The organism is Thiorhodococcus mannitoliphagus (assembly GCF_010915725.1).
GTDB lineage: Bacteria > Pseudomonadota > Gammaproteobacteria > Chromatiales > Chromatiaceae > Thiorhodococcus > Thiorhodococcus mannitoliphagus.
Genome location: NZ_JAAIJR010000155.1, coordinates 1 through 11,040, shown reverse-complemented (window position 1 = coordinate 11,040; position 11,040 = coordinate 1). Strand labels below are relative to the sequence as shown.

Here is an 11,040-nt window from a genome sequence, read left to right as displayed (position 1 = left end):
ACGAGGAGAAGGAGAAAACGTGGCCCGTCGCTGCTTGACCGCGCGGCCCATGCGAGATGAGAGCGCTGGTCAACTGTCTTGGTTTGCGACAATACGAGACCTGACCCTCGTCGCACGAGGAGCTGGGCGTCTGAGGCGTTGACACCCAAGACCCGGCGCGCCATGTTGTCAGCACGCAGCCACGCGAGACCGACCGATGACCACCATCACCTTCGACACCCTCAAGTTCGCCCGCAAGCTCAAGGAGGCTGGCCTGCCCGAGACACAGGCGGAAGCCTTTGCCGAGGCGTTTCGGGACGCCACCAGCGAAGAACTGGCAACCAAGAGCGATCTGCGCACGCTGGAACTGTCCCTGAAAGCGGACATTCACGAGGCGAAATCAGACATGATCAAGTGGGTCGCCGGGCTTCTGATCGCCCAGGCGGCGCTGATCGCCGCCCTGGTCAAGCTGCTGTGAGGCGTTGACACCCAAGACCGGGCGCGCGGCATCAGGAGACAGGGGTCAGGTCTCGTCTTGTAACAACCAGATTCATGCACGATCGTTGATTCATGGTCAGAGCCGTCCAAATCGCAGTTTCAGGCGCGCTCTCCAACATGACCTCGCATACTCATCGGCGTGAGTCCATCGACGAGGAGAAGGAGAAAACGTGGCCCGTCGCTGCTTGACCGCGCGGCCCATGCGAGATGAGAGCGCTGGTCAACTGTCTTGGTTTGCGACAATACGAGACCTGACCCTTGTCACACATCAGGTACCTTCTCCGGAATAACTTGACGCGTTTGGAGGTTAGTCGCTGCAGAAGTGGTCGTACCCCGTCCTTTCAGTCTCTAGGCGATCGCCGTTTGGCAATCGCAAGCGCAGTCCGGGGGCTGCGGACAGCGTGCCGATCAGGGTCAGCGGTAAGCCCGCGGTCTGGGCGACAGCCTCGACGCGCTCCTCATGCCTCTGGGGCACGCAGAAGCACAGTTCATAGTCGTCACCCGACGAGAGTGGCAGTGACCAGTCACCAGTGCCTTGGACCACCTCGGCAACCAAGGGGCTCAGCGGCAAACGGGCCAGCTCAATCTCGGCACCGACGCCTGACGCCTCGAGAATATGGCCCAGGTCGGCAGCCAGGCCATCCGAGACATCGATCATGGCCGAGGCGAGCCCGCGCAGACCTTGCCCGAGCCGAACCCTTGGCTCAGGACACTCGAGGCGCGAACGAAGGCTGGCGTCGACGCCCTCTCCGGCGAGCATCCGCCTCAGCGCTAGACCGGCATCGCCGAGCGTGCCGCTGACGTAGACGCGGTCCCCCGGACGTGCGCCGGAGCGCCGGATCGCGGCGTCGGCAGGGACGAGCCCGTGCACCTGCACGGTGACACTGAGCGGCCCCCGCGTGGTATCGCCGCCCACCAGGCGCATGCCGTGCGCATCGGAGAGTCGGGCAAAGCCGCGACTGAAGGCGCTGATCCACGCCTCCTCGGCCGCCGGGAAGGTCAGCGCCAGCGTCGACCAGGCTGGCTGCGCCCCCATGGCGGCGAGATCGCTCAACCCCACCGCGAGCGACTTGTGCCCGAGACACTCGGGATCGCAATCCGGCAGGAAATGAACCCCCGAGACCAGGGTGTCGATGCTGACGGCCAGCGTCTGGCCGAGCGGGATCTCGAGCAGGGCGCAGTCATCGCCAACGCCCAATGCTGTATCCGACCGCGGCGGTCCGATATCCGCAAAGTAGCGTCGGATCAGATCGAACTCGGACACGCGTCGGACTCCGGCAGCTAAACGCGACGGTCCATGTCCCCCGAGCGTCGGCGGGCGATCTTATCGAGCACGCCGTTGACGTACCGATGCCCCTCGTGCGCACCCAGCAGCTTGGTCAGCTCCACGGCCTCGTTGATGGCGACGCGATCGGGAATGTTGTCGGCGAAGAGGATCTCGTAGGCGCCAAGACGCAGGATCGCCAGCTCGACCGGGTCTACCTGGCTGATCGGTCGGTCCAGGAACTGGTCGAGCTTGGCGTCGATCTCCTCGATGTGCTCGGGGACGCCGGCCAACAGCTCGTCGAGCAGCTCGAGGTTGAAGTTGAAGCGCTCCTTCGCATCCAGCAGCTCATCCTCATCGACCCCGTTGAGCGATGCCGCGACGGCTTGCAGCCAGTCGGGGTCATCGAGCAGGTTGCGCTTGATCTGCGCCGGGTCCTCGCCAGTAAGACGCCATTGGTAGAGCGCGAGCGCCGCATAGCGGCGCGATTGACTGCGCGGATTTATCATCTCAGTCGATCTGCCTCAGAAGGTCCACCATCTCAAGCGCGGACATGGCCGCCTCGGCGCCCTTGTTGCCCGCCTTGGTGCCGGAGCGCTCGATGGCCTGCTCGATGCTGTCCACCGTGAGCACGCCGAAGGCCACGGGCAAGGCGTACTTGAGACTGACCTGGGCCATGCCCTTGACGCACTCCCCAGCCACATACTCGAAATGCGGCGTGCCGCCTCGAATGACAGCCCCCAAGGCGATGATGGCGTCATAGCCGCCCTTCTTGGCGATGCGCTCGATCGCCACCGGCATCTCGAAGGCGCCCGGCACCCGCACGATCGTCAGGTCGGAGGGGGCCGCGCCGTGGCGCACAAGTGTGTCGATGGCACCCTTCTCCAAGGCCTCTACCACAAAGCTATTCCAGCGCGAAACGACCAGGCAGAACCGCGCGTTGTCGGCGCGCATCGCGCCTTCGATGGTCTTAATTGTCATAGGTTTCAATGAAGTCAGCGTCGATCAAGCCACAGGCTTGGGATTGAAAGCAAAAAGGCGCATGGAACACACCGCGATCAGGATCGCCACGGCCGCAGACCAGTCCTCGCCAGCACGCCGCGACGCCCTAGCCGGCCTTGCCGCCGGTGTACTCGACGACTTCCAGGTCGAATCCGGAAATGGCGTGCATGGCCTTGGGCGCGCTCATGACGCGCATCTTGCGCACCCCCAGGTCGGCGAGAATCTGGGCGCCAATGCCGTAGGTGCGCAGTTGATTGCCGTCCTGACGGCGCACCGGCACCTCGTCCTCGCTGTCATGGAGTTGGAAATCCTTGAGACGCGCAAGGAGATCCTGCGAGTTGTCGCGATTGCGCAGCACCACGATGACCCCCTCGCCCTCCTCGGCAACCTTGCGCATCGCGTCCTGCAGCGGCCAGCCGCAGGCGTTGTGCGTGGTCCCAAAGAGGTCGCAGAGGCTGTTCTGCAGGTGCACCCGAACCAGGGTCGGACGATCCGGACTGATCTCGCCAAAGGTCAGCGCCAGATGGATCTCGCTGTCGATGCTGTCGCGATAGGCCACGAGATTGAAATCGCCGTGCGCGGTCGGCAGCTCACAGGTGCATTCCCGCAGCACGGACTTTTCGTTGCGCACACGGTAGTGGATGAGATCCGCGATGGTGCCGATCTTGATGTCGTGCGTGCGCGCGAAGGCCTCGAGGTCGGGGCGCCGCGCCATGGAGCCGTCTTCGTTCATGATCTCGACGATGGCCGACGACGGCGTGAAGCCCGCCATGCGCGCCAGATCACAGCCGGCCTCCGTATGGCCGGCACGCACCAGCACACCGCCGGGCTGCGCCATGATCGGGAAGATGTGCCCCGGCATGACGATGTCCTTGGGACCGGCCTCGCTGGCGACTGCCGCCTTGATGGTGGTGGCGCGGTCGGCGGCGGAGATACCTGTCGTCACCCCATGCGCGGCCTCGATCGAGACGGTGAAGGCGGTCGAGTGCGCGGCCTGGTTGTCGTTGACCATCAGCGGAAGCCGCAGCCGCTCGCAGCGCTCCTTCGTCAGGGTCAGACAGATGAGACCACGACCATACTTGGCCATGAAGTTGATCGCCTCCGGCGTCACGCAATCCGCGGCCATGAGCAGATCGCCTTCGTTCTCACGGTCTTCGTCGTCCATAATGATGACCATCTTGCCTTGGCGCAGGTCTTCGATGATCTCTTCAGTGCTATTGAGCCCGGGACTGGTCATAGAAAAACTACTTTTGACTTACAGAAAGATTTGCAGAAAGACTTGCCACGCGACCGACTGAAACCGCGACCGACTGAAACCGCTCTACTTCACGAAGCCGTGCTCGGCGAGAAACTCCAAGGTCACCCCGGAGGACTTGGCATTGGCCGCCTGCTCGCCGAGCAGTAGGCGCTCCAAGTAGCGTGCGATCAAGTCCACTTCCAGATTGACGCGCGTCCCGGGACGATAGTCGCCGATGATGGTCTCCTGAAGGGTGTGCGGCACGATGTTCAGCTCGAAGACCGCGCCTTCAACCGCATTGACGGTCAGGCTGACCCCATCGACGCAAATGGAGCCCTTGTGTGCGATATAACGCGCCAGCTCGTCTGGGGCTTGGATGCGCAGCCGCCACGAGCGGGCATCCTCGTGTCGCTCGAGCAGCGTCCCGACTCCGTCGACGTGGCCGCTCACCAGATGCCCGCCCAGCGGCGTCGAGAGCGTCAGCGCCTTCTCCAGATTGACGCGGCTACCCGCCCCAAGACCACCCAAGGTCGTCAGCGACAGCGATTCGCGCGAGACATCCGCCGCAAAGCCCTGGCCCGTCAGCTCGACCGCAGTCAGACAGACCCCATTGACCGCGATGCTGTCACCGAGCACCACCTCCTCCAGCGAGAGCTTGCCCGTTGCGATGGAGAGTCGCACATCACCGCCGCGCGGCTCGAGCCGCTGGATCTGACCAACGGATTGGATGATGCCTGTAAACATGGTCCCAAGACTCCTCTTCGAGCCCCTCCGGCTTCGTAGGGTGAACAAGCTTGCCCCGCCAAGCCAGCCTGGGCCGGCTCATTCCAGACAGGGACGCGCGCTGATCCGCAGATCCGGCCCGACACGTCGGACGTCCAAGATATCCAGGGCCACGCGATCGGCCATGGCCTCGACCAAGGGCAGATCGAACAGCCCTTGGGCGGATTGACCCATGAGATGCGGCGCCAAATAGAGAATGATCTCATCCACCAGGCCAGCGCTGACTGCGGCGCCCGCGAGCGTTGGACCGGTTTCGAGCAAGACCTCATTGATCGCCCGCTGCGCCAGCGTCTCCATCAGTGCCGGGAGATCGACGCGCCCCAGATGCCGCGGGCAGACAACGACCTGGGCGCCCGCTGCTTCAAGTGCAGCGGCGCGCTCCGGCAGATGCTCTGCACCGGCGACGAGCGTCTCGCCCGGCAACGCGAGCATGCGCGCCATCGGCGGCATGCGCCAGAACGTATCCACAACGACGCGCAGCGGCTGGCGAACCGGATCTTCAGCGTCCATCCCCGTGAGCTGGCTGGGATCCAGGCGGACATTCAGGCTCGGGTCGTCGGCCAAGACGGTTCCGATCCCGGTCATGATCGCGGAGCTGCGGGCGCGCAAGCGCTGGACATCCCGCCGCGCCGCCTCCGAGCTGATCCACTTGCTCTCGCCGCTCGCCATGGCGGTGCGGCCGTCGAGACTCGCCGCCAGCTTGCAGCGGACATAGGGCCGACCCTGCTCCATGCGCTTGACGAAGCCTGGATTCAGCGCGCGTGCCTCGGCCTCCATGAGGCCGGTCTCCGTCTCGATGCCCGCTTCGCGCAGCTGCGCCAAACCTTGGCCGGCGACGAGGGGATTCGGATCGACCATGGCGCAGACGACACGCGCCACACCCGCCGCGATCAGGCCGTCCGTACAGGGAGGGGTGCGGCCGTGATGACAGCAGGGCTCAAGCGTCACATAGGCCGTGGCGCCGCGCGCGCGCTCAGCCGCCGTGACCAGGGCGAAACGCTCGGCGTGAGGCTCACCCGCGCGCCGGTGCCAGCCTTCGCCGACGATCTCGCCGTCGCGCACCAGCACGCAGCCGACGCGCGGATTGGGATCCGTGGTGAGGCGACCGCGCTCGGCCAGCTGAATCGCCCTTGCCATGTAACCCAGGTCTGCGCTTTGCTCAGACCCGGGACGTCGCGCATCCATCAGGGCTTTGGCTCCAGGTCCTCGAGCAGATCCAGCTGCTGGCGCGCCTCCTCCGGTGTCGGCTGCCGCTCCAGTCGCTCGATCTCCTCACGGAAGGCATCGACGTCCTCGAAGTGCCGATAGACGGAGGCAAAGCGCACATAGGCCACCTGATCGAGCTGGCGCAGCTCATCCATCACCATTTCGCCAATGCGCAGGGCTTCGACCTCGCTCTCCCCGGTAGACATGAGGCGCCGCTGGATGCGCGCCAGCGCCGTATCCACTTGATCCGTGCTGACCGGCCGCTTCTCGAGCGCGCGCATCAGGCCCGAGCGCAGCTTGCGGCCATCGAAGGGCACCCGGCTGCCATCGCGCTTGATGATGCGGGGCAAATTCAGCTCGGCGGATTCGTAGGTGGTGAAGCGCTCGCTGCAGACGACACACTTGCGGCGCCGACGCACCTGATCGCCCTCGCCCGAGAGGCGCGAGTCGACCACTTTCGTATCCTGAGCACCGCAGAAGGGACAGCGCATGGGCTAAGTGGACAGTTGTCAGTGGACGGTTGTCAGCGATGAGCGACCTGTCAGACGCCCATCTGCTGACCTTATAGACTCACAAGCACTAGCGTCCGTAGACCGGGAAGCCTTTGCAGAGATCCAGGACCTTCGCCTTGGCATCAGCGATTGCCCCGGCGTCACCGCGCGCATCGATGACATCGCACATCCAGCCCGCCAGATCGGTCACCTCATCGAGACCAAAGCCTCGGGTCGTTATGGCCGGCGTGCCGACGCGAATCCCACTGGTCACGAAGGGCGATTGCGGATCATTGGGCACGGCGTTCTTGTTGACCGTGATATTGGAGTCACCCAGCCAGGCGTCCACATCCTTGCCGGTCAGACCCTGGGCGATGAAGCTCACCAGGAAGAGGTGATCGTCGGTGCCGCCGGAGACGACGTCGTAGCCCCGCGCGATGAAGACCTCGGCCATGGCCCTGGCGTTGCGGACGACCTGCTCCTGATAGGTCTTGAAGCTTGGCTCCAGCGCCTCCTTGAAGGCGACGGCCTTGGCCGCGATGACATGCATCAGCGGGCCGCCCTGGATGCCGGGGAAGACGATGGAGTTGAGCTTCTTCTCGATCTCGGGATTCGCCTTCGCGAGGATCAGACCGCCGCGCGGGCCGCGCAGCGTCTTGTGGGTCGTCGTGGTGGTGACGTCCGCGATCTGCACCGGGCTGGGATAGACCCCAGCCGCGATCAGACCCGCGACATGTGCCATGTCGACCAGCAGATAGGCACCAACGGCATCGGCGATGTCGCGGAAGCGCTGCCAGTCGACCACGCGCGAGTAGGCGGAGAAGCCGGCGATGATCATGCGCGGCTTGTGATCCTTGGCCAGACGCTCGACCTCGTCGTAGTCAATCTCGCCCGTCTCGGGGTTCAGGCCGTACTGGACCGCGTTGTAGATCTTGCCGGAGAAGTTGGGCTTGGCGCCGTGCGTCAGGTGGCCGCCGTGGGCCAAGCTCATGCCGAGGACGGTATCGCCCGGCTGACAGAGGGCCATGAAGACGGCGGTGTTGGCCTGGGAGCCAGAGTGAGGCTGGACGTTGGCATAGTCCGCGCCGAACAGCTGCTTGGCGCGATCGATGGCCAGTTGCTCGGCCACGTCGACGTGCTCACAGCCGCCGTAGTAGCGCTTGCCCGGGTAGCCCTCGGCGTACTTGTTGGTCAGCACCCCGCCCTGGGCCTGCATGACGCGGGGGCTCGCGTAGTTCTCCGAGGCGATCAACTCGACATGCTCTTCCTGACGACGCTCCTCGTCCTGGATAGCGGTCCACAGCTCTGGATCGTAGTCGCTGATCTGCATAGTTTTGTCGAACATGAGTCTGCCCCTGGCAACGCAAAGCAGGGTATTTTATCGTTTTTTCCTGCCTACGTCGCGATTTGTTTAGAATGGTGGGTTCTGAAACCATACTGAGGCTGAGTGCAGCCGACACAAGCCTGCCGCGCAAACTCCAACGGACGAGAAGCCCGTGACCGCGCAAACCCACAACGTCGACCGCGCCGAGATCAGCAAGTTCGGGTAAAAGAGGGCCGGGTGAGCCCGGGTAAGCAATCATCCGCAGTCACCCGGCCATCCCCGCACGCACGGAATTCAACTCGAGAGACCGCTTGGACTCGCAACCGGTCGCGAATCGGTTATTCTTCAGGGGAGCACTGGCGTTCGGAACAGGCGTGACGGCCTCGACGGCAGCGCCCGCCATCCGAGCCCGTTAAGAAAGTGACCATCAACAACTTCCCCCCTTTCGCAAAGGGGGGCGAGGGGGGATTTCGGGCGGGATCGCTCGCATCCGGAAACAATTGATGGACACGCTCTAAGCTGGAGCGGCCCGTTAAGCTGGAGCGGCCCGTTAGGAGCCGAGGAGTGATCGATGGTCGATAACGCGCCGAAATCGCACGCTTTCCTCATCGCCCCCGAGCCTCGCATTGCGGGGATCATCCACCCCGTATCCCTGGACTCGCACGCGCCGTGGCAATCGAGGCACGGAGGTCGTCACCTGGAGTCCAGCCGATGATTCAACGCATCCAGGCCAACCTCTGGGACGTCGACCGCATCAATGTCGGCGCGCAAGGACGACCGCTGCCGCCCGCGCCGCGGCCGAAGAACATCCAGCCGAAAGAGCGTGAGGCGCTGAAATCAGCCCTCGCCATCGCCGAGCATTTCGACAGCGATCTGGCGATCTACCGAGACCTCTTCGAGGTGGCCGAGCACCCTCCCCTCGTCGACATTCAAGGTCCGGCGCAGACACCGGTCGGACTGACGCCGGCATCGCGCAGAGCCGCAACCCTAGCGCTTGGCATCTCGGCCGAAGCCTTCTGTATCTCAGGCGCTGGCATGGGCGCCGGACTCTATGGGTCGACCACGCGCGAGTTCGGCGTCTACTACGGCGGCAGCGTCGGGGTGTGGACCGACATCGGCTTTTCCGGCGGCATCCAGTACACCTTCCTGTTCGGCGGACCCGGCGACCTCGCGGGTGTCTCCTGGGGGGTCGGCTGCAATATCGACATCCCCGGGACTCCCGTGGGCGCGGGCGCGATGCTGCTGTTCACCATGCCGAGCAAGCCTTACACCATCCCCCCGAACTGCCGACTCCTCGGTTATGCCGTCAGTCTGTCGGCCGGTACGCCGGGCTTGCCGGTGAGCCTGACCGTCCAGGTGAGCGTCGCAAAGACCAAGCCACTACTGAAGCTGCGCTGACGTCAGCCGCACACGCAATCCATGAGCCTCGGCCCGGAGCCATCTCGATGAGTCAATTGATTCGAACCGGCAGCAACGGAGCACTGGTCAGAGACCTGCAATCAGTCATCAACCTCGTGCAGCGGCCCGCACCCACGCTCACGGTGGACGGGATCTTCGGGCCCAAGACCTACGCTGCGGTGATCACGTTTCAAGGCCGCTCGGCGTTGAAGGCGGACGGACTGGTCGGGCCGCTGACCAGCCGTGCGCTCGTCGGCGCGGTCCTGTCGATGGCGTTGCCCCAGCTCCGAACACAGCCACGTTGAGCGGATCCTACCAGCGGACCGGCCGCTGTCGACCGGCCTTCAGGGCAGTCGCGAAAGGACTGCCTTGGCGACCTCCTGTGAGAGGCTCAGGCTCTTTTCGGTTTTCGCAGCCTGCATGGCTTCCGAGCTTTCGAACTGACCAGGGAGTGTAGGATCTGCGTCGATGACGAGGAGCACGTCACCCTTGCGGATATAGAGACTGTCTCCCTGCCAAAAGGCCTCGTCCCCCAATCCAGAAAGCGCGAGGTACTTCTTAGAGGCATCATCGCTCGCCTTGCGCGCCCGTTGCTGCCGCATCATCACGTCTTCAGCCGAATCGAAGATGCCGGCCTCTCTGATGCTCTCTGTCGTCGCGACCTTCAGGCTCAGCGCGCGCAGCTCGCTCGAATACTGAGCGTGATAGCGACAGCTTTGCCCGCCGTCCATGAGGCTGCTCCTGAGCGCGCCATCCGCAACCGTCGCTTGAAAGAAGACCGCCGCATCCTTCGCGGTCAGGAGTTCGCACGGATTTGGCGGCTCGGCGGCAGCGGATGGTCCGCCGACTCCAGCCAGCGAAGAAACCAATACGCAAGCGAAAACAGATTTTCTGCCGGCCATTCTTTACTTTGCCTCCAGTACCAATGCCCTTGCACATCTCCGAGCCTGTCCCGGCCACCTGTCACGGCCTCGACCACGAAGCCAGCGAGTAGAGTGGTCGAAGCCGGGCCTCTCGTTCGGCATTTTCATTGTTCAAGAGGGGCAAGCGTCAAAACGAAAGACCTGCCCCCGCTCTCTTGACCCCATTTTGACCCCGCTCTCTCCGTGACCTTCACAGCCAAAGTCGAGTAGGACGCACTTCACCTACGGCACATAACGCCAGCCATCACCGGCCCAGAGTCAGTGAAGGGTCCGAGTGTATGGCATTGCTAGGGCTCTTCTCCTAAACTGTACGGAGTTACCGTACAGCATAAGGCGCCCGATCATGGAAACCACAACCGTAAACAAATTTAGAGATAGCCTAAAAAGCTTTGTTGAACATGTCGTTAGCCAACATATGCCGCTTCGCGTAACACGCCGTACGGGCTCGGATTTTGTGGTCATGAGTGCTGAGGATTGGGAGCGTGACCAAGAAACTTTGTACGTGCTCCAAAATACCAGCCTTATGCGCCAGATCGCCGATTCCAGTGCTACCCATAACGCCGGTACCGGATATGCCCCAACCAAAGAGCAGTTAGATGAGATCACTGGTATTTGAGGGTAGAACATGGGAGGTGTACGAGGATCTACGGCAGCGCGACAAACGGATGCACAAGAATCTTTGCGCAATTTTGAAAGAAATGTTGCGCGCCGATCCCAGCGCAGGCTTGGGGAAACCCGAAGCCCTTCGACATAATCTTTCTGGCTTTTGGTCGAGGCGACTTAGAGGATATCCGGAACAGAATTTGCATTACCTTTAGGTTTCTTGGAGTTTTCGGAATAAGATTTCTGCGCAAGCCAGCTGAATCAGTGCCAAGTAGTTTTGCAACTGGCAAACATAACGGGTACGAATCGCCCGAAATCCTTTCAGCCAGGCG

The 11,040-nt window shown here is 63.1% G+C and carries 13 protein-coding genes and 1 pseudogene; 5 read left to right on the top strand and 9 right to left on the bottom strand.

Features of this window, described 5'->3' with window-relative positions; translation table 11 throughout:
• Positions 1–196: 196 nt before the first annotated feature.
• Positions 197–457: a CCDC90 family protein gene (locus tag G3480_RS22770; RefSeq protein WP_164656388.1), complete on the top strand. Its 261-nt coding sequence runs from the start codon at positions 197–199 to the stop codon at positions 455–457.
• 327 nt (positions 458–784) lie between these two features.
• Here G3480_RS22770 and thiL read toward each other — a convergent pair whose 3' ends face one another.
• From thiL to glyA, 8 genes are all read right to left on the bottom strand, one after another.
• A complete protein-coding gene (gene thiL / locus G3480_RS22765) occupies positions 785–1,741 on the bottom strand; it encodes a thiamine-phosphate kinase (protein ID WP_164656386.1) in 957 nt (318 codons plus the stop codon).
• 17 nt (positions 1,742–1,758) lie between these two features.
• Positions 1,759–2,250, bottom strand: coding sequence for a transcription antitermination factor NusB (nusB, locus tag G3480_RS22760; protein WP_164656384.1), 492 nt, complete (start codon positions 2,248–2,250; stop codon positions 1,759–1,761).
• Position 2,251: 1 nt separating this feature from the next.
• On the bottom strand, positions 2,252–2,722 hold the full coding sequence (gene ribH / locus G3480_RS22755) for a 6,7-dimethyl-8-ribityllumazine synthase (RefSeq protein WP_164656382.1): 471 nt from the start codon (positions 2,720–2,722) through the stop codon (positions 2,252–2,254).
• Positions 2,723–2,849: 127 nt separating this feature from the next.
• Positions 2,850–3,980 carry a bifunctional 3,4-dihydroxy-2-butanone-4-phosphate synthase/GTP cyclohydrolase II gene (gene ribBA, locus G3480_RS22750; RefSeq protein WP_164656380.1) on the bottom strand — a complete coding sequence of 377 codons (1,131 nt, stop codon included), beginning with the start codon at positions 3,978–3,980 and terminating at the stop codon, positions 2,850–2,852.
• Positions 3,981–4,064: 84 nt separating this feature from the next.
• Positions 4,065–4,724 (bottom strand): riboflavin synthase, encoded by a 660-nt coding sequence (locus tag G3480_RS22745; protein ID WP_164656378.1) that lies wholly within the window; start codon positions 4,722–4,724, stop codon positions 4,065–4,067.
• A 78-nt stretch (positions 4,725–4,802) separates the two neighbouring features.
• A complete protein-coding gene (gene ribD, locus G3480_RS22740; RefSeq protein ID WP_240905990.1) occupies positions 4,803–5,948 on the bottom strand; it encodes a bifunctional diaminohydroxyphosphoribosylaminopyrimidine deaminase/5-amino-6-(5-phosphoribosylamino)uracil reductase RibD in 1,146 nt (381 codons plus the stop codon).
• A complete protein-coding gene (nrdR, locus tag G3480_RS22735) occupies positions 5,948–6,460 on the bottom strand; it encodes a transcriptional regulator NrdR (RefSeq protein ID WP_164656376.1) in 513 nt (170 codons plus the stop codon). The genes ribD and nrdR overlap by 1 nt, the downstream gene beginning before the upstream one ends.
• Positions 6,461–6,548: 88 nt before the next feature.
• Positions 6,549–7,805, bottom strand: a complete 1,257-nt coding sequence (glyA, locus tag G3480_RS22730) for a serine hydroxymethyltransferase (RefSeq protein ID WP_164656374.1) — start codon at positions 7,803–7,805, stop codon at positions 6,549–6,551.
• Between the two features lie 690 nt (positions 7,806–8,495).
• Between glyA and G3480_RS22725 the strand changes: the two genes are divergently transcribed.
• Both G3480_RS22725 and G3480_RS22720 read left to right on the top strand, forming a co-directional pair.
• The gene (locus G3480_RS22725) at positions 8,496–9,182 is read left to right on the top strand and encodes a hypothetical protein (protein WP_164656372.1); all 687 of its coding nucleotides are present in this window, start codon (positions 8,496–8,498) and stop codon (positions 9,180–9,182) included.
• A 47-nt stretch (positions 9,183–9,229) separates the two neighbouring features.
• Complete coding sequence (locus G3480_RS22720) at positions 9,230–9,487, top strand: peptidoglycan-binding domain-containing protein (protein ID WP_164656371.1); 258 nt, start codon at positions 9,230–9,232, stop codon at positions 9,485–9,487.
• A gap of 39 nt (positions 9,488–9,526) precedes the next feature.
• On the opposite strand, the gene G3480_RS22715 is transcribed toward G3480_RS22720, so the two are convergent.
• Positions 9,527–9,913: a hypothetical protein gene (locus G3480_RS22715; protein ID WP_164656369.1), complete on the bottom strand. Its 387-nt coding sequence runs from the start codon at positions 9,911–9,913 to the stop codon at positions 9,527–9,529.
• Positions 9,914–10,448: 535 nt separating this feature from the next.
• Here G3480_RS22715 and G3480_RS22710 point away from each other — a divergent pair.
• Together G3480_RS22710 and G3480_RS22705 are read left to right on the top strand one after the other, a co-directional pair.
• Positions 10,449–10,721 carry a type II toxin-antitoxin system Phd/YefM family antitoxin gene (locus G3480_RS22710; RefSeq protein WP_164656367.1) on the top strand — a complete coding sequence of 91 codons (273 nt, stop codon included), beginning with the start codon at positions 10,449–10,451 and terminating at the stop codon, positions 10,719–10,721.
• A pseudogene (locus G3480_RS22705) lies at positions 10,702–10,887 on the top strand (type II toxin-antitoxin system YoeB family toxin); the annotation flags it as partial. The gene G3480_RS22710 and the pseudogene G3480_RS22705, both read left to right, overlap by 20 nt.
• Positions 10,888–11,040: the final 153 nt, after the last annotated feature.

Excerpts from the sequence above, each read along its gene's own strand:
- G3480_RS22720 (WP_164656371.1), top strand. The coding sequence starts at position 9,230 with ATGAGTCAATTGATTCGAACCGGCAGCAACGGAGCACTGGTCAGAGAC.
- G3480_RS22710 (WP_164656367.1), top strand. The coding sequence starts at position 10,449 with ATGGAAACCACAACCGTAAACAAATTTAGAGATAGCCTAAAAAGCTTT.
- nrdR (WP_164656376.1), bottom strand. The coding sequence starts at position 6,460 with ATGCGCTGTCCCTTCTGCGGTGCTCAGGATACGAAAGTGGTCGACTCG.
- G3480_RS22725 (WP_164656372.1), top strand. The coding sequence starts at position 8,496 with ATGATTCAACGCATCCAGGCCAACCTCTGGGACGTCGACCGCATCAAT.
- ribD (WP_240905990.1), bottom strand. The coding sequence starts at position 5,948 with ATGGATGCGCGACGTCCCGGGTCTGAGCAAAGCGCAGACCTGGGTTAC.
- nusB (WP_164656384.1), bottom strand. The coding sequence starts at position 2,250 with ATGATAAATCCGCGCAGTCAATCGCGCCGCTATGCGGCGCTCGCGCTC.
- G3480_RS22715 (WP_164656369.1), bottom strand. The coding sequence starts at position 9,913 with ATGGACGGCGGGCAAAGCTGTCGCTATCACGCTCAGTATTCGAGCGAG.
- glyA (WP_164656374.1), bottom strand. The coding sequence starts at position 7,805 with ATGTTCGACAAAACTATGCAGATCAGCGACTACGATCCAGAGCTGTGG.
- ribH (WP_164656382.1), bottom strand. The coding sequence starts at position 2,722 with ATGACAATTAAGACCATCGAAGGCGCGATGCGCGCCGACAACGCGCGG.
- ribBA (WP_164656380.1), bottom strand. The coding sequence starts at position 3,980 with ATGACCAGTCCCGGGCTCAATAGCACTGAAGAGATCATCGAAGACCTG.
- G3480_RS22770 (WP_164656388.1), top strand. The coding sequence starts at position 197 with ATGACCACCATCACCTTCGACACCCTCAAGTTCGCCCGCAAGCTCAAG.
- G3480_RS22745 (WP_164656378.1), bottom strand. The coding sequence starts at position 4,724 with ATGTTTACAGGCATCATCCAATCCGTTGGTCAGATCCAGCGGCTCGAG.